This is a genomic window from Asaia krungthepensis NRIC 0535, assembly GCF_025995175.1.
Lineage (GTDB): Bacteria > Pseudomonadota > Alphaproteobacteria > Acetobacterales > Acetobacteraceae > Asaia > Asaia krungthepensis.
The window spans coordinates 23,364-45,656 of sequence record NZ_BAPV01000014.1; the positions used below are offsets into that span (position 1 = coordinate 23,364).

The following is a 22,293-nucleotide window of genomic DNA, read 5'->3' on the forward strand; positions in this document are numbered from 1 at the left end:
CCATGTCCCTTACCCTGTCCGGCCAGGACCGATCCGAGATTCTTGCCCTGCTGGAGCTGTACCGGGAATGGGGCGTGGATTGCCTCATTGACGAGATTGCTCCCCAGCGTCTGGACCGCCCTGCGTCCGTGCCCGCTCGCGTGTCACGAAACATGCCCCAGCGCGCACGCGCCATGCCGACTGCCCAGGTGCCGCCTGCTGCCACCGCGATGCGCCCTGCCCCTGTTGATCCGGAAGCCGCACAGATCTGGGGGGTGGAAAGCTTTCCCGAATGCGGTCTGGCCCGGACGGCCTCGACAAGCGTTCGCCCCCTGATCCTCCCCGAGGCACCACTGATGCTGATCGGTGACGCTCCAGACGCGGATGAAGACCGTTCCGGCACCGTGTTCGCGGGCGAAACAGGCAGGCTGCTCGACATGATCCTGCCCAGTATCGGGCTCGACAGGGCTGCGCTCTCTCAGGCGCCCGCCCTTCCCTGGCGGCCGCCGGGTGGGCGCGCCGTATCCCTGATCGAAATGAGGGAGTGCCGGGCCCTGCTTCATGCAGCGATCATCAAGGCCCGCCCCCGTCGTCTTGTTTTGCTTGGGCCGACTCCGCTCCGTTTGCTGACAGACGAACAGGCCAGCGTCGCGCGTTCGCGTGGGAAATGGCTGACGGTGCGACTCGATGACGGACACTCTGTCGAGGCGCTCGTGCTGCAGCATCCGCAACAGCTGGTTTCGAGCGCCCGCGCCCGTCGGGAGATGTGGAAAGACCTCGTTTTTCTGGCGGAATGCCTGGAAGGCGCGGCCTGACACAGGTAGTTGCAATTGCTTAATAAAAAAAATTGAATTTAGTTCTCAAAAACGTGGTTTTTGCCTCGTATCCCTCTGGTAGAATTCGACAAACACTCATAGAATAGCGAACTCCTTTGGTGTGACCTTTTGGCCACTCTTGCCTTGCAGGGTGAGAGGGGCTACGAGCATCCCCACCATGCGAGGAATTTCTTATTTCGCGTCGAGTAATAGCGCCCGTGCTGCCATGCTGTGCGCGATGCTTGTGGCGGGAGCGACGTTCAATCCGCTTCGTGCCCAGGAAAGCAGACCGACGCTTAACCCTGCCGACCACGACAACACCCAGAGCGAGGAAACGGCGTTTGCAACGCCGCGATCTTTCGCGCCTGGGGGGTCGAATGGTCTCCCCCATCCCCTTACCGCCTCAGACGCTGCGCTGCTGAAAGAGGCTTTCCGCGCCCAGCGCTCTGGTGATTTCGAAACCGCCATTGCCCGCTCACGCGCCGCCCATGACAGCGTCCTGATGGGTGACCTCCTGGCCGAGCGTTATCTCAACCCGGCCTATCACCCCCAGCCAGTCCAGCTTCGTCTGTGGCTCAAGACCTTTTCGAGCCTTGCCGATGCAAGCGCCATCCAGTCTCTGCTCGTCTCGCTCAGCCCCAAGGGCAGCGTTGTCACCCAGAACTTCCCCACATCCCTGGCCCCTTCGGATACCCCCGCTACGGCGACTTCAGGCGCGATCGACCCTATCGCTCACCTGCTCAACCGCAATCCCCTGCTCGACCGCACCGTGACCGAGCGTCTTTCCTGGGGGCTCAAGGGTGGGCAAAGTGCGGTCAGGCTCATCGATGCCACACCGGGCATGACCCCGCTCTACGCCGCGCAACTCAAGGCTGAAGTCGCACTGGGCATGTTGAGCGCCGGTGAAACGGGTTTTGCCCTCGACACAGCGCGGGCGGGCTTCGCCAAAAGCGCCCAGCAGCTCGGCTATGCCGGCTATGTGGCCGGGCTCGCCGCCTGGCGCGCAGGGGCCTATCATGACGCTGCGCAGTTCTTCGAGCAGGCATCTCGTGCCCAGACCACAACCAATGACGTCCGTGCCGCCAGCGCCTACTGGGCGGCGCGTGTGCATCGCCACCTGGCCGGGCCTGCCACACTCACCACATCCTGGCTTCAGCGTGCCGCCGCCGAGCCCGGCACATTCTATGGTATTCTGGCCCGTCAGATGCTCGGGCTGCATCATGCCGGGCAGACGCCAGCCGCGCAGGAAACCGCCGATACCCTGCCGACGAACGACGAGACGGCCTTGCAGAACCCGATCCCCGTCATGGGTGAAATCGATGTCGAGGCCGTCGCCGCAACGCCTCAGGGGCGCCGTCTTTTTGCCCTTCTTCAGATAGGCGAAACAGCTCGGGCTGAGGCGCTTTTGCGCCGCATGTGGCCCGATATTGCCTCTGACACAGCGCTTTGCCATTCGGTTCAGCTTGTTGCAGCCGCGGCGGGGCTACATGATTTGTCGGAGCAGATCGCGACCATTCTGGGCGCGCGAGACGGTCGCCCGGCGCATCTGGCCGGGTTCCCCATGCCGCAGCTCGCACCGCGTCACGGTTTCAGGATGGATCCAGCTCTGGTCTACGCCCTGACCCGTCTTGAGTCGAACTTCGACGCCAAGGCCTCGTCAAGCGCCGGCGCCCATGGGCTGATGCAGATCCGCCCGCTTACCGCCAGCTTCGTGAGCGGCCCCAAACCCGCTCTCGATTCCCATGGTGTTGCGATCATCAACGTCCCCGCCGACATGGTGGGACGCCTGCATAATCCGGCAGTCAATCTCGAGATCGGCCAGCTCTATGTGCAGTATCTGGCCGGATTGTCGGAGCGTTCGGAAGCGGCTCCCAAGGGAGGCGATCTGATCCACACCCTGGCCTCCTATAATGCAGGGCCCGGCGCGATCGCGCGCTGGGAGAGCGGCACGCCTCATGAAGCAGAACTGGTCCACGATCCGCTTCTGTTCATGGAATTGCTGCCCAATGGCGAAACACGCGACTACGTGCATCACGCCTTTGCCTATCTCTGGATCTATGCGGACAAGCTCGGGCTTCCTGCTCCCTCGCTCCATGCTCTGGCCCATGCCCAGTGGCCGCGCTTCGCCGATGAGCAGGAGATCGCAAGCGCCAGACCGGTGACCTATCACTGAAGGGCCGCTGCCCCCGTGACGGGCCGAAACGATTTTCGATAAGGGCGGCCCCTGCAAAGGGTGTCGCCCTTATTCCTTTCCGAGTGTCTCCATTCTGATGATCCGTGCCCCGAGCGCTTCAAGAAAGACGCCATCATGGGTCGACACCAGAATACAGGCCGACCGCGCTGCGTCTGACAGCAGTGCCATGAGGAATTGCCGGGAATCGGCGTCGAGACCATTGCCCGGCTCATCCATCAACAACACCTGGGGCCTGCCGATAAAAGCGGATGCGATCAGCATCTTGCGCCGCGTTCCGAGCGAGAGCGCATCATAACGCTTGTCGAGATGGGGCCTGAGACCGAAACCCTCGATCAGCCCAGGCGACACGCTCTCCGCCTTGCGTGCCCAGGCACAGAGCGCGAAGAGGTCGCGTCCGGTCATGAACGGGTAGAGCGCGCCTTCATCCGGGACATAGGCAAGACAGGATTTCGCTGCGACGGGCTGCCGGGCGAGGTCATGCCCTGCAATCAGAACCCGACCTTTTTGCGGTTTCGCCACTCCGGACAGGCCACGCAGCAGGGTCGATTTACCTGTGCCATTGCTCCCCCGTAGCCCGTGCAGACCTACAGAGAGAGCGAGACTGACCGAAGAGAAAACAGCTCGTCCCTTATAGGCCATCTCGAGATCGGTGCAGATCAGCCTGTCGCTCATGCAGGAACCTCCCAGAGAATGACCGTTATCCAGAATGCGGAAATCGCGATCGCGGGCATGGGCCGCCATCGCGGATCGATCTGCACGGTAAGCCGGAGGGCCAACAGCAACAGTAGATACGAAGCCAGCACACCGAAAGCGACACCTGGCGTCATCAGGCGATGCACGGTGAGCGGCAGCAGGCAAAGCAGGGCTGGAATCGTGAACAGCGCCAGAACAAGACCAATATCGCGCCTAACCCAGGAAAACCGGGAGAGAGGCAAAGCGCGGCAAAAGCCGGCTGCACGCTCATGCGCCTCGGCAAGAGAAGCCAGGGGAACAAGGCTTGATTGCGCGATGAGCCCCATGACCACGATCTGCACCGGTACAGAGCGGGAATCATAGTCGAACCCGCGCAGGAGCGCCCACAAGGCAAAAGGCAAAACCCCGACGAGGAGCATGATTATGGGCGTGGCATTGCCCCTTTCGACACAGCACCTGATCTGAAGACGCAGAACGGGCGCCATGCGTGTCAGCTTCCAAGCCCTGGGCGATGCCGATCGACGAGAATGACGACGAATGCCGGACCATCCCTCATGGCGCGTACCCAGAAGTAAGGCCGCCACTCCGCACAGGACAGGCAGGGCAAGGACCGGCAGAGCGGCGCCGGAACTCCCCATTCCGCAATCCACGGCCAGCGTCAGATCGGCAAGCAGAATGAACGGGAACAGGAGGGGAGCGGCCTCGATACGGGCTGCCTGCAGGAATATTGTCAGTCCCGCAAAAACCAGCGCTCTCATTATATAGAGCAATGCCGCCAGCGAGACCCCGGTCCCGACCAGAGCGAGCCCGACCGGCAGGGGAAGCAGTAAGGGGAGGTCGAGCAGGCATAGGAGCCCGGCAGTGATAAAAAGACGTATGTTCAGGGAAATGGGCAGGCTGTCGAGATAACCCCTGAAAGCCCCACCGCGCAAAACCGCCCGCAGCCCCTCCGCCCAGAGCAGATAGCCTGTCTGGGCGAAAATGATTGCGCCGACATGCGGCCCAATGGCTCCGGAAAAGGCATCAAAGCGCGTCATGGGCGGCGCCAGCATGAAGACCATGAAATGCGCTGCGCGTAGCAGCAGGGCGACGATCGGGAGGGACGGTGAGAGCAAGATAATGGCAAGCAATGCGAGCCAGCGCTGCATGAGGAGCGTCTTGCCCGCATGCAGCAGATAACGCAGCCGCAATCGGAAATAAGCGTACAGGCTGTAGGGGGCTATGCTCCCGACCTCGCCCGCCCCGTCAGGTGCCGCCGCAACCGGTGGGGAAAGCACCGGCAATTCCGTCATCGCATTTCCTCTTCACACCAGCGTAGGCACCGCTGAAGACGGGCTCAGTTCTCAGCCAGTACCTGACGGCTGGCCCTTACCTTGGTCACGCGACGTTGCTCCATCTCGACCACCTCGAAGAGCCAGCCCGCGAAGACCACCTTGTCTCCCTTGGCGGGAACGCGGCGCAGCAGGGCGAGGATGGCACCCGCCAGCGTATGATAGCTCCCCGCGGCAGGCAGATCGGGCAGGTCGAGCACCGAGCGCACTTCATCGGCGGGCATGAAACCATCGAGCACATATTCGTCCCGCGGCTGAGGATTTTCACGCTCGGTCTTGTTCTTCTCGGCGGTCTCGTCACCCACGATCGCCTCGAAGATATCCGAAGGCGTGACGATCCCCTCGAAGGAGCCATATTCGTCGAGAACGAAAGCAATGCCGAGGCGCTCGCCACGCATGCGTTCGATCATGTCCTGCGCCGTCAGGCTGTCCGGCACGACAATCGGCTGACGCAGGGCCGCTTCGATGGAAATTGGCAGCCCCTGAAGCAGGCGGTCCATCAGATCCTTGGCCAGAACCACGCCCACGGGATGGTCCACATCGCCTTCACAGACGAGGATGCGCGTATAGGTGGACTGGCGCAGCTTCACGATCAACGCATCGCGGCTGGCATGACGATCGACCCAGAAGAGTTCGTTACGCGGTGTCATGATCGCGCGTACAGGGCGGTCGGCCAGGCGGAGCAGGCGTTCGATCATGATGCGCTCTTCGGTTTCGAGCACACCGGCCTGAGCACCCTCGGCCAGAATGGCGCGCAGTTCCTCTTCCGTGATCGCAGCGCGCGTCAGCCCTCCCACGCCGAAAAGACGCAGCACAAGGTTGGAAGTCCCGCTCAGCAGCGCCACCACAGGGCGTGAGATAGTCAGCAGCGCCGAGAGAATGAAGGAGAGGCGAGCCGCCATTTTCTCGGGCTGTTGCAAGGCGATCTGCTTGGGGACGAGTTCACCGAAGACCAGCATGGCGAAGGTGATGGCCATCACCACGATGCCGATGGACAATTCATTGGCGAAAGGACGCAACATGTCGCTGCGCCGGATCAGCAGGGCCAGATCTTCCTCGATCTGGCTGCCGCCAAAGGCGCCTTCGAGAATGGAGACCAGTGTCATGCCGATCTGCACGGTCGGCAGAAAGGAATGGGGCTCATCGGCAAGACGCAGCGCCCGTTCTGCACCACGCACCCCACGCTTGACCAGCGCCGCAAGACGCGGCCGCTTGGCCGAGATCAGCGCCATTTCGCCCATGGCGAAAATGCTGTTCAAGGCAATGAGAAGACAGATGACCAGAATGGGGGTGAGCATGGCGCCCTTCGTTCGGAGAAAAAGAAAAGGCGGACATACACGCTGTATGTCCGCCTCTTCAGGATAAGGCTGTCATGCCTGTCTTGACCAGTGTGCAGGAGGGCTGTTCCCCCTTCTGCCCGGCTGATTGAACCCGAAGGCCCCTCAGTCGGCTGCGTCGGCAATCTCGACCGGCTTGTCCTCGGTCTTGTGCACGCGCACGCGCGGGCCGCGGGCAGGCTTGCGGGATTCGAGCAGCGTAACCTGCTCAGCCACCTGCGCCTCGTATTTGTATTCGGCGGGGCGCTGGTTCTCGAGCGAGATCTCGGGGACCATGGGCTTTTCGGTTTCCGGTCCGAACAGGGCCACTTTGGCGATATGCCAGGGACGCTTGACCGCATCCATGACGGCTGTCGACTCATAGCCCGAATGGACCATGCAATCGGCGCATTTTTCATAGGCGCCGGTGCCGTACTGCTCCCAGGCCGTATCGTCCATCAGTTCCTTGAAGGTCTTGGCGTAGCCTTCACCCAGCAGATAGCAGGGGCGCTGCCAGCCGAACACGGTACGCAGGGGCTTGCCCCAAGGCGTGCAATGATAGTTTTCATTGCCAGCGAGGAAGTTCAGGAAGAGCGGTGACTGGGTGAAGCGCCACTTCTTGCCCTTGCCCAGACGGAAGATGTCACGGAAGAGCTGCTTGGTCTTCTGGCGGTTCAGGAAGTGCTCCTGATCGGGCGCACGCTCGTAAGCATAGCCCGGTGCCGTCATGACGCCATCGACGCCAAGCGCCATGACTTCATCGAAGAAGCGGGCCACGCGCTCGGGCTGCGCGCCGTCGAACAGCGTGCAGTTGATGGACACGCGGAAACCGCGCTCCTTGGCAGCGCGAATGGCCGACACTGCGCGCTCATACACACCTTCCTGGCAGACGGACGAATCATGCATCGCCTTGTCGCCGTCGAGATGGATATCCCAGGAGAAGAACGGATTGGGCTCGTAATCATCGAGCTTCTTCTCGAGCAGAAGACCGTTCGTGCAGAGATAGACATACTTCTTGCGCGCCGTCAGACCCTTGACGATCTCGGGCATCTCCTTGTGCAGGAGAGGCTCGCCGCCAGCGATGGCGATGACGGGGGCGTCTGCTTCAGCATCGGCATCCAGGCATTCCTGCAGGCTGAGGCGCTGGTTCAGGATCTGGGCCGGGTAATCGATCTTGCCGCAACCCGCGCAGGCGAGATTGCAGCGGAACAGGGGTTCGAGCATCAGAACGAGCGGATAGCGCTTGCGACCCAGAAGATGCTGCTTGACCACATAGCGTCCGACACGGACGGCCTGCATCAATGGAACGGCCATGTATCTCTATGCTCCTACACCAGTCGGCGTGCACACACGGGGCCAGAAAAGACCCGGAGGAATTAGCGCGTCGACGTCAAACGTGAGACCCGCAGGTCGTATGATTTCGCAAGACATCACCGAAATCGGAACCGGCGCGCAAGACTGAAAAGGATACGTACGGGATGGTAAAACGCTGCCTATACACCCTGCCTGCGGCCAACCTCAACATCGATGACATTTCATTGCGCCACCTGTGTCATTTTGGCGACATGTAAAGGCAATAACTAACCAAATTTTAAGCCGAAATCAGTTGCACCACGCATGGTGATTCGCGCATTCGCTCCCCTCGTTACTGCAAGACGGTGGGAAGATTGCACTTTTCGACGTTATGTCGGACATATGCGACAGTGATTGATGAGCGGATGTCTTGTTTGAAACACAAGTCACCCCAGCTTCCGACTACGGATCCGGACACCTATCGGGATCGTTTACCGGGACAGATTTGAGGACGCAGCATGACACGATTTCCCAGCAAAACGCCCGATGCCACCCCCGCAAGACGCTTGACCCGCGCTACGCTCGGGCTCATGGCCCTGGTCTCGGCGCCAGCCGCGCTTTCTCTTGTGTCCATGTCTGCCCCTGCCCTGGCCCAGTCGGCCTCCCAATCGGCAGCGGTCACTCCCATCAATGACCTGTATACGGCCCTGAAGCAGATCCAGTCTCCGTCCAGCGGTACGTCTGAAGCCCGCGCCCAGATCATGGCTCCGGTGATCGACCGGATATTCGATCTGTCGACCGTACTCCATAACTCCATCGGCATGCGTTACACGACGCTTTCGACCGATGAGCAGACCAGACTGCTTGCCGCATTTCGTCAGTTCACCATTGCTCGCTATGTCTCGAGCTTCAAGCAGGGTGGAACGGCACAATTCACGGTCAATCCCGCCACGCGCCCTGCGCCTTCCGGCGGCAGCACCATCGTGAGCACGACGATAGGTGATGGGTCGGATTCAGCGACCGCTATCAATTATGTGATGATGCCATCGGGCGGCGGATATCGCATCGTCGACATTCTGCTTAACGGTCATATCAGCCAGGTTGCTGCGCAGCGCGCCGATTTCAGCTCGACGCTCGCTCGCGGTGGCGCGGATGCTCTCGTGACCCTGCTCAACCGTAAAACCGCAAAGTTCATGAATAATTAAGATGCACTGCCGGGCCCCTGAAAAAAGACACCCTAAAAAGGGAAGTAGGGGCGCGTGACTCTCGTCGCGAACTGGCTCGGCTATGCCTCTGCAGCGCTCGCCCTGTGCGGATGCGCCCAATCGGCTATCGGCGCGGGGCTGATTGCTGCATTTCGCCGTGGTGAGCAGCACTCGGCGAAACGAAACGCCGCGCAAACATCGACAGACAAGGCCGCCCGGCCTTTGCCCCCGGTTACGGTGCTCAAACCACTGCACGGTGACGAGCCTATGCTCGAAGAAGCACTGCGCAGCTTCTGCGAGCAGGACTACCCGCACTTCCAGATCGTCTTCGGCGTTCAGCGTGAGAGCGACCCCGCGATCGCCATCGTCGCGCAACTGATCCAGGACTACCCCGACCGCGATATCGACCTCGTCATCGATGGCACAGCCCACGGAACGAACCGCAAGGTCGCCAATCTCATCAACATGTACCCGAAGGCGAAACACGATATCCTCGTGATTTCCGACTCGGATATCCATGTTCAACGCGGTTATCTGCGCGATGTGGCGGCAACGCTTGCACGTCCACGGGTGGGTCTGGTGTCAACGCTTTATGCCGGGCTTCCTGCCAGCAAGTCCCTTGTGCGAGAATTTGCAGCCTCGCAAATCAATCACAACTTCATGCCGGGGGTGATGATGTCGCGTCTGCTCGGCCGTCAGGACTGTCTCGGCGCAACAATGGCCCTGACGCGCGCCATGCTCGAACAGGTCGGCGGTCTGTCGGCACTTGTCGATCATGTGGCTGACGACGCGATTCTGGGCCAGCTTGTACGGGCCCATGGGCAGGAAATCGCGCTCGCCCCATGCATGACCTGGACTACCGTCGCCGAGCCCTCGGCAGGGCACATGATCGAGCATGAATTGCGCTGGGGGCGAACAGTCAAGAATGTAGAGCCCGTCGGTTACGGTCTCTCGGCCATTCAGCTTCCCCTTTTCTGGTCAAGCGTGGTGATGGCCTGTTTCTGGCCTGCACGCGGTGCTTTGTGGTTTTTCCTTGGCGTCTGGGTAATACGCAGCCTTGCCGCCATGACGATCGATCGAAGTGTGGGGCGCCTCACCCCCGCCCTTTATGCCCTGTTTCCGCTGCGCGAATGGCTGTCAGCCGCCATCATGGTGGGCAGCGCACGCGGCAAGCGTGTGGCCTGGCGTGGCCAGACCCTTCACATCAGGCGCGCAGCGCCGATTACACCGCCAATACAACCGGTCGAACCCGGGGATTAGACTTTTTACCGTTTCAGCCTCATATGCTGGGGCATTCGTCAGAAATAGCTGACCCTTTCACCTTTGCGGATCCTGCGATCCGGTGGTTTTTGCGAGGACCTTCATAGTCATGATGCGCACGCTCTTCCTTCAGCCCCCTTCCTTCGATGGTTTCGATGGCGGTGCCGGGTCGCGCTACCAGGCCAAGCGCGAGATCCGTTCCTTCTGGTTCCCGACCTGGCTGGCCCAGCCTGCCGCCATGGTCGAGGGTTCGCGCCTGATCGATGCACCCCCGGCAGGAATGGGCATGGAGCCGATCCTGAAGGATGTGATGAACCGTGACCTTGTGGTCATGCACACCTCAACCCCGTCCTTCGCCTCGGATGTGCGCGTGGCGCAGATGCTGAAAGACGCCAATCCGAAGCTGATGATCGGCATGGTGGGCGCCAAGGTCGCGGTGCAGCCCGATGAATCGATGGCCAAGGGCGGCCCGATCGATTTCGTGGCGCGCAATGAATTCGACTTCACGATCAAGGAAATTGCCGAAGGCCGCGACCTGAAGGATGTGGACGGCATCACCTGGCGCAACAAGGATGGCGAGATCATCGCCAATCGTGACCGCGCCATGATCGAGGACATGGACTCCCTCCCCTTCGTGACGGAAGTCTACAAGCGCGACCTGAAGATCGAGGACTACTTCATCGGGTATCTGATGCACCCGTACATCTCGATCTATACCGGTCGCGGCTGCAAGTCGCGCTGCACCTTCTGCCTGTGGCCGCAGACCGTGGGTGGCCATCGCTACCGCACGCGCAGCCCTGAGCACGTGGCTGCCGAAATCCGTCTTGCCAAGCAGTATTTCCCGCAGGTGAAGGAGTTCATGTTCGATGATGACACCTTCACCGATGATCTGCCCCGTGCAGAGGCCATTGCGCGTGAAATGGGCAAGCTGGGTGTCACCTGGTCGTGCAACGCCAAGGCGAACGTACCCTACGAAACGCTCAAGATCATGAAGGAAAACGGGCTGCGCCTGCTTCTGGTCGGGTATGAGAGCGGTAACCAGCAGATCCTTCACAACATCAAGAAGGGCATGCGCGTCGAAGTGGCGCGTGAGTTCACAAAGAACTGCCACAAGCTGGGCATCAAGATCCATGGTACCTTCATCGTCGGCCTGCCCGGCGAGACGAAGGAGACCATTCAGGAGACCATCCAGTTCGCCCGCGAGATCAACCCGCACACGCTGCAGGTTTCTCTGGCAGCCCCCTATCCCGGCACCGCACTGCACAAGCAGGCCACCGAGAATGGCTGGTTCAATGAAGCGGAAGCCGAGCTGATCGACGAGAACGGCGTGCAGATTGCACCGCTGCACTACCCGCATCTGTCGCACACCGAAATCTTCAACTCGGTTGAGGAATTCTATCGCAAGTTCTACTTCCGTGCGCCGAAGATCGCCTCGATCGTCAACGAGATGGTCCGCAGCCCGCAGATGATGAAGCGTCGCCTCCGTGAAGGCGTGGAATTCTTCCAGTTCCTCAAGGGCCGCAACGCCGCCTGATCGCTCAGGCGTCGTTTACTTCCCATGCGCCGTCTGATTGTCTCGGCCGATGATTTCGGCCTGAGTGAAGAGGTTAACGAGGCCATCGAGATCGCCCATCGTGACGGGTTGCTCTCGACGGCCAGCCTCATGGTTACCGGCCCGGCGAGTCTGGATGCGGTGCGCCGCGCCAAGCGCCTGCCCAATCTGCGGGTCGGGCTGCATCTGGTCGTGATCGAGGGCGATACTGCCCTCCCTGGCGCAACGATACCCTCTATCGCCACGCCCGATGACAGGTTCGGCACCAGCCAGCTCGGTCTGGGCATATCCTATTTTTTCCGCCCTTCAGCACGACGAGCGCTGGCGCGCGAGATCGAAGCGCAGTTTCGGGCCTTCCTGGCCTCGGGTCTGCCTCTCGATCACGCCAATGCCCACAAACACATGCATCTCCACCCGACAATCGGGCGCCTGCTGATCGAAAGCGGGGCGCATTACGGGCTGCGCCATGTGCGCACACCGATGGAGCCAGTGGAGCCGCTCAGCGCTGCGGAAACGCATTTCGACTCGCTTGGCGCGGCGGCCATGCGTCGATGGTGCAATGTGCTTCGTCACCAGATTGCCAGAGCACGCATGACAACCAACGATTCCTGCTTCGGTCTGGCATGGAGCGGGCAGATGCGCCCAGGCCGTGTTGCCGGGCTTGTCCCGCATCTGCCTGAAGGTCTGTCGGAAATGTATTTTCACCCGGCACTTGAGCAGAATGCCATGCTCAGGCACCTCATGCCGGATTATGATCAACGCGGCGAATTCGATGCTCTGGTCAGCATGGAATTCCGTGAGGCGCTTCAACGAAGCAACGTCACCTTATGCGACTGGTCAGGCAGAAGCGTCGCCCATCATTGATTAATGGGCTGGAATCCTCTGATAGGCCCTTCTCGCGCGCATCGTGAGATAGAGAAGGGAACCGGCTGACAAGCCCGTAAGCGGGCCTGTCAGCCATATCGGGTCAGAGAGAAGACTCGACCCACGCTTTGAGAGCGCTCTTCGGAAGTGCGCCCGTTTTCTGGGCCACGACTTCACCATTCTTGAACACCATGAGGGTCGGGATGCTGCGCACGCCAAAACGCGTGGGGGCTTCGGGATTTTCGTCGATATTGATCTTGGCGACCGTCAGACGGCCCTTGTACTCGCCACCGATCTCGTCGAGTGCCGGCGCGATCATCTTGCAGGGGCCGCACCATTCGGCCCAGAAATCGACCAGAACGGGGCCATCGGCCTGCAATACATCCTTGTCGAAACCGCTATCGCTGACAGCTACGGTATTCTCGCTCATCCTGTACTCCTTTCCAATGCGGACCGCTCAGGTCCGTCTCAGGATCACATATCAGCAGTTCCGCGGCGGCGTTCAAGAGGCAAGAACCGTAATCGACCGGCGGCGCACTCTGTCACCTTGCCAGCCCCATCGAGTACGAACCGTGGAAATCAGGCCAGGCCATCAAGATGGCACAAAAGAGACAGAGGGATAGAGCGGCTCCCGGTCGTTCAGGCGATGGCACGCGGGTAAGGAAACCTCGACGCGTATCGCGTGCAAGTGACAGCGAATTCGCAACGCGACGCGCAACACGGGTGCAGGCACCGCGTTTCAGGGTCGGGCCACCCTGAAGGGGGGTCGTTTTCCGGGGTTACGTCCCTCGGGGTTATGTCCCTGGGCGTCACGTCGGTCAGCCGGAGAAGAACTCTTGTCGAAGCGGTCCACCCAAGCTGTATGTCAGGCACGATCCCTATGCCTCAGGATCATGGGAGGCGTGAGTCTGCTGGCTCTTGTCGCGACAGCACAGGCCCAGCCGACCCTTGCGCCTCTTCCTCCCTCGCCCGAGGCCCCCGACTACATGACCGTTCCGGTACCCGGCGTCGTTCCTTCCGGTCCTACCCTGCCGCTGGCCCCGACCAGCCAATTCGACCCGGTTTCCACCCCGGCAACGCAGCGTCTGCTCCCGGGCAAGATTGTGTTTTCGATGCTGGTCACGCCCGACCTCAGCAGGGCCGAGACCTTCTATGGCTCGTTATTCGGCTGGAGTTTTCGCCCTGTTACCGGGGGACGGCACCCGCGGACAGAGATCATGCTTGCAGGGCAGCCTATCGGCACGATCGTGGCGCATCGTCTGGATAACCCGAAACAGGATGTCCCGTTCTGGCTGCCATTCATCTCGACTTCCGACACGGCCACCGTCGCCCGGATAACCAGGCGTTACGGCGGCCGCGTGCTGTCTGGCCCGCGTCAATGGAATGGGCTGGGTCAGGTCGTCATCATCGCAGATCCGCAGCAGGGAATTTATGGCGCATTAAGTGCCCGCACGGGTGACCCGGCGGACATGCCGGGCACGCCTGCTCTGAACCGGTTCTCTTGGGCCACGCTGCTCTCTCCCTCGCCTGCTACGGCGGCCGGATATTACCAGATGCTCTACAACTACAAGGTCGCAGCCGCGCCGGAAGCCGATAGCGGCAGCCATTATATCCTCTCCTCGCAGGGACAGGAGCGCGCCAGTGTGAACACCCTGCCGGCCGATGTCATGCCCCGGGACAGGGCGCGTTGGGTCCAGTTCGTTCAGGTGCGTAACAGCGCGACCATGGCGACGCGCGCCGTTTCACTGGGTGGTCAGATGATCGTCCCAACCCATGTCGATCGGGACGGTGCCCTTATCTCGGTGATTGCAGATCCGGCTGGGGCTGTTTTCGGTCTGATCGAACCCCAGGAAGACAGACTCGAGATGGGACCGGCACAATGAAGCAAGCCTTGATCAGCAAAACGCCTCTCCTCCTCGCGGTGCTTGCCCTGTGTACATTAGGCCTGTCAGGCTGTTATGGGCGGGAGGACTATTATGGCGGCGGCTATTACGGCTATCCCGGAGGGTGGGGACGCCAGGGCTGGAATGGCGGATACGCAGTTGGGCCGCATTATACCGGTCGCGGATGGGGCGGCCCGGGCTATCGCAATCGCTATGACGGGCCGCGTCAGTACAATCGGGGCCATGACCATGGCAACTTCAATCGCGGTCCAGGGGGGCATCGTCCCTAGCCAGCGCCCTTCAGGGGGGCCACGGCATCCCCGTCAGACTTGATTAGGAGCAAAAGGGACCGTGACCGCTGACAGTCCCTCTATGATCTGCTCAGACAAGGCGAAGTATCTCACGAGAACCTGCCCTGAGAGGCAATCTTTTGAGCCAATGTCTCACGCAGGCGCAGTCAGTAACTCGGCATGCATAGCGGGTTGGCTGATCGGGATGATAGCGTTTCCGCAGAAAGTAACACCCCAGGCACTAAGGTGATTACCCGGCAGATCCAAGGAGCATGACTGCCGATCACGAGTCGAACGGGATGAAGCTGAGTGTCGGCCCCTCCGTCCACACCAGAACCAGAACGATTTCATGGTCAGGATAGAGCTGCGAGAGCACAGCGCCATAAGCATTCATCTGGCGACGATAAGCAGCGGGAACGACTTGGCCCGGGCGCGGAGGCTTCTGACCTGTCTTGTAGTCGCAGAGCATCACCTGACTGGGCGTCACGCACAAACGGTCAACCTGGCCTAGCACCACCTGCCCCTGCGCAATACCTGTCACCGGCTGCTCAGCGAGGCTGCCGGGCGCAAAAAGCGGGGCGAGGCTCTCGTGAGTCAGGATGGCGCGTATCTGAGTCAGAAGCTGCGTGCGGTCCTCTGCCGAAAGACCATGGGCCGGCTGGGCAAGCCAGTTTTCGGCCAGCACGTCCCATTCCTCAGGGTTTCTGTCCGGCAGCCATTGCAGGAGCCTGTGCACGAGTGTGCCCCGGTTGATGGCCCGCGTGCGCCTGCTCTCATGCCCTGCCGCCAGAACAAGGGGGGAAAGAGCGGGTGGCGCCTCGCCGAAACGCGCCTCATCCGGTCGGCTGGGCGCCAGAGGTCGTGTGAGGACAGCCTCCTGTGGAGCGGGAATTACATGCCAGTCCGGAGCACTGCCCAGAAATCCGGGCAGCGCTGTCGGAGCAGGTTCATGATGCCTGGCAGGGATCGCGGTCTGATGCTCGGGCTCGGCCTCGATCACGAGGGTTTCCCCCTCCCACCCGCCCTCGAAAGGCTGCGATGCTGCCCCAAGACGGTCGAACCCGTCCCGGCAGAGCGTGTACCATGAGGTGTCGCTCTGCTTCTTTCGGGGTTCCCAGCCGCATACCACAAGCCAGTCACTGGCCCGCGTAAGCGCGACGTAAAGCAGGCGGTTACGCTCGGCCTGCGCCGCCGCTTTTTCCGCTTCCTTCAGACGGTCGCCCAGATCGGAAGGCAATTCCCGGCCCGGCATCCAGACAGGCAGATCAAGACCATTCTGACGAGTCCAGAGCAGTTTCCTCTCGCCCTGAACCTCCCCTGTCATATCGGGCAGCACCACCAGACGCGCCTGCAACCCCTTGGAGCCGTGCACCGTCATGATCCGCACGGCGTCGATTTCCGCCTCGGCCTCACGCTTGACCGTCAGGCTGCTCGAAGCGAGCCAATGCAGAAAGCCCTGCATGGAGGGCGCGTGAAGCCCCTCGAAACGCAATGCCGCCGAGAGCAGGTCATCGAGAGGCTCTGCCGCTTCCGGCCCGAGGCGGGCAAGGGCGCGGGCGCGCCCTTCATGGCGGCCGAGCGCATCGGCAAGGATCTGATAAGGCGTTGCGAAATCGATGCGGGTCTGAAGTGCGGAAAGGCGCTTCCAGGCACTCTGCCAGTCCGGCCGCTCACGATGCCGCTCGCGCAGCACGGTCCAGAGCGGCACATCGCCGCGCCCCATGGCAAGATCCATGAGCGAGGAATCGCTGACCCCACCGAAAGGCGAGGTCAGGGCCGTGGCCAGGGTCAGGCTGTCCTGTGGCAGAAGCAATGCATGGCACAGCGCCATCATATCCTGAACGGCAAGCGAGTCGGTCAGTCCCACCCCTACCAGCGTGGCGACCTCGACCCCCTGCCCCTTGAGCGCACGGATCAGCGCCCTGAGAAAAGCAGAGCGCCTTGGTACCAGGACCAGAATCTCCCCCGCGCGCAGCGGTGCCTGACCCGGCTGGGGGGACTTGCCAATCTGGCCTGCAATCCATTGCGCCAGATGATCGGCCAGTTTCTGGGGAGCCCGGCTCTGGCCCGCATTGCCCGTCGGTGCGGCCCAGGGATCATCGATCCCGTCGTTCTCGTCCTTGGGCACGAGCGGCCATAGTTCAACGCGTCCGCCCTGTCCGGGACGCGCCGAGCGATGAGGAGGCAGAATGTCGCGCCCGGGCTCACGCAGCCCCTCGGCCGCCAGAGGGTTGGCGAAAACCGAATCCACCAGATCGAGAACGGGCGCGACCGAGCGAAAGGACACGCCGATCTCGGGGATGCGCCATTCCTGCCCTGCCCCCTGAACCATGGCCTCGAAACGCTCGCGCGCCCGGAACAGGCCTTCGGGATCAGCGCCCTGGAAAGCGTAGATGGATTGCTTGAAGTCACCCACAGCGAAGACCGTGCGGGGCCGCCCGTCCATTTCGCGCGCGCTCTCGCCTACGAAGAATTCCTCGACGAGCGTGGTGGCAATCTCCCACTGGGCGGAAGACGTGTCCTGCACTTCGTCCAGCAACAGATGATCCAGACCGCCATCGAGCTTGTAGAGCACCCAGGACGCCCCAGGGTCTCGCAGCAGATCGCGTGTGCTTGCAATCAGGTCATCGTAATCGACAAGCCCCCGCTGAAGCTTGTCCTGCGCGTAATGGGCCAGGGTGGGCGAGGCGAGCGCGAAAAGCGCCAAGTTCAGCGCCACCAGACGCTCTGCCGCAATGCTGCGACCCAGCGCGATCAGGCGCTCGGCCTCCCGGGTGAAGGCCTCCATGATATGAGGACGATCCCGGTTGATGGCGGCGGGCACGAAGCCCCTGGCCGCGCGCGGCGTGCCGGTGCCAGTCACGAAAATGGCCTGCCAGTCCTCGGCGTCGCGGTCTTGAGGCGAACGTGACAGGGCATCGAGCATCCGACCCAGCAGAGCCTGCATGGTAGGAGTGCCAAGGGGCAGCGCTTCCTGCGCATAGCGCCGCAGGGCTTCTTCCTCCGGTGGCGCAGTACGCTGGCTTTCAAGGCCATCGAGGCTGTGCTCCCCTGCGCCAAAAGCCCGACGATAGGCGCGTTCGATCGCACCCTGCTCGATCTGCCAGCGTGCGAAGCTCTGGCGCAATCTGGACACACGTCCCTGCAAGCCCCTGATGCGGTCGAGATATTCTTCCAGCCCCACCTGTCCTGCCAGAAGGCTGAGACGTGCCTCCATGGTCGGGTCTCCCATCGCGCGGGACAGCGTGTGCTCGATGGCATTGGCCAAAGCGAGGCCTGAATCCGTCTCTTCCATGAGGGTGAAATGCGGATTGATTGCGGCTTCCAGCGGAAAGCGCCGCAGAAGCGACTGGCAGAAAGCGTGGATCGTGCCGATCTTCATGCCACCCGGCAGGTCCAGCACACGCACGAACAGCGCGCGCGCCGCCTGCCGCGTCTCAGCCGAAACAGGCACGCTGAGCGCATGAAGCTCCCGGTCGAGTGCATCATCGGGCAAGGAAACCCAACGCCCAAGACGCGACTGAAGGCGATTGGCCATTTCAGCCGCTGCCGCACGGGTGAAGGTCAGACACTGGATCCGCGCGGGATCCGAACCCGGCACGAGCACCGGCGCGCCTGTCTGCGGGTCAGGCACCAGAACCGGCAGCATGAGGCGCAACAAACGATCGATCAGCAGCTTGGTCTTGCCGCTGCCAGCCGAGGCCGAGACGAACACGGAAGCCAGGGGGTCGGAGGCCAGACGCTGGATATCGTTGGCCGAAGCGATGACCTGGGACGAGGATACGGAACGCAGGCTCATTCTCCGCCCTCCTCACGTGCGGCGCTCCATTCCGACACGCGGGCCAGATGGGCGTAGTCGCTATAACGCGGCACATAATCGGGATGCGGGTGCGAGCGATAGGCGGTTTGCGGATCATCGAACGCCTCGACGCGGCGACGCAACCGATCGAGCGCGCTCTCGACCAGGTCGTCCAGCGCCTCTGCCTTGCCCGGTACGGAGAGTTCCTCCCCCCGGTTGCGGTCGCCGGTCAGACGCCAGTAAAGCAGCGAGGCCGTCTCGGCGGAAGGCAGATCCGCAAACCCGCCAAGACGCAGCATGGCAGCCTCTAGCACGAGCTGCGAACTCCATCCGGCCTCGACATCGCCCAGCCTGGGCAGGCTGCCGGTCTTGTAGTCGATAATCGTCGCGCGCCCATCCTGACCAATCTCGATACGGTCCGCACGCGCGCTGAGACGAAACGGCGCATAGGGGGGTGTCAGGGTCATCATGCCCATCTGCTCGGTCTTGAGCAGGCGCGGGGCTGCACGCATGGCCTCGCGCTCGCAAACCCAATCGGCAATGCGCAGCACGCGCGGGCGCCACCACGCTGCAAGGGCCGGGCGCAGGTCGCGCTTTGCCAGCGCGTCCAGCAGGGCCTTGTGGAGCGCCCGGCCTCCTTTCTGGCCATCGGTCAGCCAGCGTTCCAGCCCTTCATGCACCACCACGCCGATATCCGAACGATCAGCGGCTTCTTCCAGATCCGGGAGGGCCTTCAGCCTGAGCACATGGCGGGCATAGATCGCGTAGGGATCGCGCAGCCAGGTATCAATTTCCGTGACCGACAGGCGCCGGGGCCGACTGGCTACAGGGGGGCGTGGCTCCGGCGGCGGTACGGGACGCGCCGGGCCGAGGGGCTGATCCATACGCGCCTGCCAGATCAGGGCCGGATGGGATGGCAAAGACTGACCGCGTCCTTCCAGCAGGGCCTCGAGACGCACCAGCCATCGCGCCGGTACGGCGGGGGCGCCGTCACGACGCGAGGCGCTGGAGAGCACGATCTCACGACCCGACAGGAAAGCCGTGGTGAAATCATGCGCTGCCGTGCCGATCAGACGCTCAGGCGAGGGCAATCCGGCACGTGTGCGCATGGGGCGGCTGAGCCATGGCCCAGGATCGGTGGCGGGCGGCCAGATCCCCTCGTTCAGCCCGCCCAGAATGACCAGATCGGCAAATTGCAGGCGCGCTTCGAGGACGCCAAGGATAGAGACACGCGGATGCAGGGCCTCACCGTCGCGCCCCTGCAACACGCGCTGCCCGAACACCATCTGCCCCGCCATCGAAGCCAGAAGGAAGGCGGGCATGCCTGACAGGGTTTGCGGTGGGAGCACGGCACCATGCGTCATCAGGCTGGCGATATGGCGTGAAAGGGTATGGCCCTCTGCACCGAGCCAAAGCCTCTCCTCCCCCGGCTGATCTTGTGTAGTGGCCAGAGCCTCAGCCGCGCGTACCAACGCCGCCAGAAGATCCGGTAAAGGATGGGCAGCCTTGCCGAGCAGTGGAGAAAGCGCCTCGGACAGACGATCGAGAAACGGCCCAAGCGGTTCTGCCTGATCGGGGCTGTCGGCTGTTTCGGCGCCGCTCTGGTCCTGCTCGTGCAGCGCGCGGCGCAACCCGGCAATGCCCGGCGGCGGGGCTGGCCCACGCAGAACGAGCCGCTCCAGCCGGCGCGCCGTGGCGCGGCAATTACCCGGTGTGGTGCCGAGCGCCACGAGCGGGTGCTTCAGCATGGCCAGCAACGCTACGGGAGCAAGATCGGCCGAGGCGGCCTCCGCTATCAGACGCAGCAGAATGGCGGCGGGCGTCAGGGCCAGGGCCTCCCCCGCGCTGTCATCGGCCACAATGCCGAAACGCAGCAATTCGGTCGCGACACGTCTGGCCAGAGCACGGTCTGGCGTGACCAGTGATGCCGTACGTCCCGGGCTGTCGACCGCTTCGCGCAGGATCATGGCCAGGGCAGCGGCCTCCTGCTGCTGGTCATCCGCCTCGACGCGCGTAATTCCAGCGAGCGAGAGACCATCCCGGCTCTCCCCCCAGGCGGAGAGTCCCTCCATGGGGCGCATGAACAGGCTGGTGAGGCCGATACGCGCACTCAGGACCTGACGGGCGGGCTCATCCTGAGGGTCAACGCCGTCTGACCAGACAGTCATGGTTTCACGGGAAACGCCCAGGTCGTTGAGAAGTCGTCGAAATCCGGATTGAGGGTGGCTTTCGGGCAAATGGGCCCAGAGCGAATCCGGCAACTCGAGATCGACACCGGGCAGGATCACGCAGCCCTGAGGCGCGTCCAGCACAGCCCGCAGAATGGCGCAGACGGCAAACATGCCATCGGTGAAGCCGACAGCCCAGAGCGGTCCCTGTGGCGGGGCATCACGCCAACGTGCCGCCTGCGCCTGCAGGACGGCCACCTGCCGGGCCACCGGGTTCATCAGCCCCGTCTCGCGCAGCCATTCAGGCCAGGCCTCTGTGACGATATGGAGGAATTGCAGCGTCTTGTGCCAATGATCCGCAAAGCGCGGCTCGGCCGCATCGGGCAACCGCTCGCGCAGATCGACCCCGACACGCTCGGCATCGTCCATCAGCTCCGCCAGCGCCGAGGCGAGTGGCCAGGCCTGCTCAAGCGTCAGATCCGCGCTGAAGACCCCCTTTGCCTGCAAAACCAGCGCTGCCAGAACAGACAGGCGGCGCAACGGATCGACGGCAGGCGGGAAGGAGAGCGCATCGGCACCGGCCAGAGCGAGGTCGTCCTCGTTCACGTCGCTGACAGGTACGATACGGGGTAGAAGCGCGGCCCGCCCATTGAGACAGCGCAGAAACGCCTCGGTCAGATTGCGCGCGGCCCGTCGGCTGGGAACCAGAATAAGCGCATGTTCCGCGCCGTCCTGCGCCGGTCCCGCAAGCCAGCGACGCGCCACATCATCGAGAAAGGAGCGATCTGCCGGAATGGTCACGAGGGTCACAGGCGGTCACTCCATCCCTCAAGCCGCGCCTTGCGAGAATCGTCTCCCGTTCCCTGAGTGAGCGTGAGGTGGAGCGCGTGAGCCGGGAGTTCATCCCCCGCCCGCTCTGGCCACTCCACGAGCATGATGCTCTCCTGCACCTCATCCCAGCCCAGCTCGAACAGGCCGTCCGGCCCATCCAGACGCCACAGATCGAAATGCGCAACCGCTCCCTTCGGTGTGTCATAGAGCTGCACGAGAGAGAAAGTCGGGCTGGGCACTTCCAGCGCCTGATCCTGGGCCAGAGCGCGCAAAAAGGCCCGGGCGAAAACGCTCTTGCCCATGCCCATCTCACCATGCAGGGCGATCACATCTCCCGGCTTCGACAGGGCCGCCATGCGAATGGCGAGGGCTTCGGTCGCAATCTGGTCGGGCAGGTCAATCTCGGTCATGGACACAGTCTAGAATCCCGCCATGGGTATGGGTAGGGGAAAGCGGACACTCTCGGGCCAGCGGCAGGCCCGCCAGATTATCGCGTTCCCTGTCCGACTTCATGTTGGCGCCCTTCATTTCTCCGCGGGCCGTGACGACCTACAAGGATGATTTTTGCCGGGTGGTGTATGGGGAGTCCGTTGAGCTTGAGCGGCATGATTTTTCAATCAACGGGCATGGGAAGACCCTGTATCTCAGGCGTGGTGACATTCCCTTTGCGCTGGTCCCTCACCTCTCCTCGCGCAATGGTCTGAACAGCCACGCAGCCCTGAGCAAAGCAGCAGAACTGATCCGCGGCATCTTGTGACCATCCCCTTTCAGGTCATCCCCCGGAGCAGGGTTTCCCGACAGGCTATCGCATCATGGACCG

17 protein-coding genes are annotated in these 22,293 nt (G+C 62.4%); 9 read left to right on the forward strand and 8 right to left on the reverse strand.

Annotated features, from left to right (window positions below; all coding sequences use genetic code 11):
• Positions 1–2: 2 nt before the first annotated feature.
• Together AA0535_RS09275 and AA0535_RS09280 are read left to right on the forward strand one after the other, a co-directional pair.
• The gene (locus AA0535_RS09275; RefSeq protein ID WP_264815712.1) at positions 3–794 is read left to right on the forward strand and encodes a uracil-DNA glycosylase; all 792 of its coding nucleotides are present in this window, start codon (positions 3–5) and stop codon (positions 792–794) included.
• A gap of 178 nt (positions 795–972) precedes the next feature.
• Positions 973–2,967 (forward strand): transglycosylase SLT domain-containing protein, encoded by a 1,995-nt coding sequence (locus AA0535_RS09280; RefSeq protein ID WP_264815714.1) that lies wholly within the window; start codon positions 973–975, stop codon positions 2,965–2,967.
• A gap of 69 nt (positions 2,968–3,036) precedes the next feature.
• Here AA0535_RS09280 and AA0535_RS09285 read toward each other — a convergent pair whose 3' ends face one another.
• The 4 genes from AA0535_RS09285 to hpnH form a co-directional block, all read right to left on the reverse strand.
• Positions 3,037–3,660 (reverse strand): ATP-binding cassette domain-containing protein, encoded by a 624-nt coding sequence (locus AA0535_RS09285; protein WP_264815716.1) that lies wholly within the window; start codon positions 3,658–3,660, stop codon positions 3,037–3,039.
• Complete coding sequence (locus AA0535_RS09290) at positions 3,657–4,973, reverse strand: hypothetical protein (RefSeq protein ID WP_264815717.1); 1,317 nt, start codon at positions 4,971–4,973, stop codon at positions 3,657–3,659. The genes AA0535_RS09285 and AA0535_RS09290 overlap by 4 nt, the downstream gene beginning before the upstream one ends.
• Before the next feature lie 44 nt (positions 4,974–5,017).
• The gene (locus tag AA0535_RS09295) at positions 5,018–6,310 is read right to left on the reverse strand and encodes a hemolysin family protein (protein WP_127102671.1); all 1,293 of its coding nucleotides are present in this window, start codon (positions 6,308–6,310) and stop codon (positions 5,018–5,020) included.
• A 144-nt stretch (positions 6,311–6,454) separates the two neighbouring features.
• Positions 6,455–7,642 carry an adenosyl-hopene transferase HpnH gene (hpnH, locus tag AA0535_RS09300; RefSeq protein WP_264815718.1) on the reverse strand — a complete coding sequence of 396 codons (1,188 nt, stop codon included), beginning with the start codon at positions 7,640–7,642 and terminating at the stop codon, positions 6,455–6,457.
• A 569-nt stretch (positions 7,643–8,211) separates the two neighbouring features.
• Between hpnH and AA0535_RS09305 the strand changes: the two genes are divergently transcribed.
• The 4 genes from AA0535_RS09305 to hpnK all read left to right on the forward strand — a co-directional run bounded on the left by AA0535_RS09305 (position 8,212) and on the right by hpnK (position 12,502).
• On the forward strand, positions 8,212–8,826 hold the full coding sequence (locus AA0535_RS09305; RefSeq protein WP_373319309.1) for an ABC transporter substrate-binding protein: 615 nt from the start codon (positions 8,212–8,214) through the stop codon (positions 8,824–8,826).
• A 54-nt stretch (positions 8,827–8,880) separates the two neighbouring features.
• Complete coding sequence (gene hpnI, locus AA0535_RS09310) at positions 8,881–10,086, forward strand: bacteriohopanetetrol glucosamine biosynthesis glycosyltransferase HpnI (RefSeq protein WP_264815720.1); 1,206 nt, start codon at positions 8,881–8,883, stop codon at positions 10,084–10,086.
• Between the two features lie 109 nt (positions 10,087–10,195).
• Positions 10,196–11,620 carry a hopanoid biosynthesis associated radical SAM protein HpnJ gene (gene hpnJ / locus AA0535_RS09315; protein ID WP_264815721.1) on the forward strand — a complete coding sequence of 475 codons (1,425 nt, stop codon included), beginning with the start codon at positions 10,196–10,198 and terminating at the stop codon, positions 11,618–11,620.
• A gap of 24 nt (positions 11,621–11,644) precedes the next feature.
• Positions 11,645–12,502, forward strand: a complete 858-nt coding sequence (hpnK, locus tag AA0535_RS09320) for a hopanoid biosynthesis-associated protein HpnK (RefSeq protein ID WP_264815722.1) — start codon at positions 11,645–11,647, stop codon at positions 12,500–12,502.
• 103 nt (positions 12,503–12,605) lie between these two features.
• Here hpnK and trxA read toward each other — a convergent pair whose 3' ends face one another.
• A complete protein-coding gene (gene trxA / locus AA0535_RS09325) occupies positions 12,606–12,932 on the reverse strand; it encodes a thioredoxin TrxA (RefSeq protein ID WP_264815723.1) in 327 nt (108 codons plus the stop codon).
• Positions 12,933–13,404: 472 nt separating this feature from the next.
• Here trxA and AA0535_RS09330 point away from each other — a divergent pair, with 472 nt between their 5' ends.
• Positions 13,405–14,385, forward strand: a complete 981-nt coding sequence (locus AA0535_RS09330) for a VOC family protein (RefSeq protein WP_264815724.1) — start codon at positions 13,405–13,407, stop codon at positions 14,383–14,385.
• Between the two features lie 8 nt (positions 14,386–14,393).
• A complete protein-coding gene (locus AA0535_RS09335; protein WP_264815725.1) occupies positions 14,394–14,675 on the forward strand; it encodes a hypothetical protein in 282 nt (93 codons plus the stop codon).
• 283 nt (positions 14,676–14,958) lie between these two features.
• Here AA0535_RS09335 and addA read toward each other — a convergent pair whose 3' ends face one another.
• The 3 genes from addA to tsaE are packed head-to-tail and all read right to left on the reverse strand — an operon-like array spanning position 14,959 to position 21,883.
• On the reverse strand, positions 14,959–18,474 hold the full coding sequence (gene addA / locus AA0535_RS09340) for a double-strand break repair helicase AddA (protein ID WP_264815726.1): 3,516 nt from the start codon (positions 18,472–18,474) through the stop codon (positions 14,959–14,961).
• A complete protein-coding gene (gene addB, locus AA0535_RS09345; protein WP_264815727.1) occupies positions 18,471–21,452 on the reverse strand; it encodes a double-strand break repair protein AddB in 2,982 nt (993 codons plus the stop codon). The genes addA and addB overlap by 4 nt, the downstream gene beginning before the upstream one ends.
• The gene (tsaE, locus tag AA0535_RS09350; protein ID WP_264815728.1) at positions 21,449–21,883 is read right to left on the reverse strand and encodes a tRNA (adenosine(37)-N6)-threonylcarbamoyltransferase complex ATPase subunit type 1 TsaE; all 435 of its coding nucleotides are present in this window, start codon (positions 21,881–21,883) and stop codon (positions 21,449–21,451) included. Before tsaE ends, addB begins: the two co-directional genes overlap by 4 nt.
• Positions 21,884–22,014: 131 nt before the next feature.
• Here tsaE and AA0535_RS09355 point away from each other — a divergent pair, with 131 nt between their 5' ends.
• A complete protein-coding gene (locus tag AA0535_RS09355) occupies positions 22,015–22,230 on the forward strand; it encodes a hypothetical protein (RefSeq protein WP_264815729.1) in 216 nt (71 codons plus the stop codon).
• Positions 22,231–22,293: the final 63 nt, after the last annotated feature.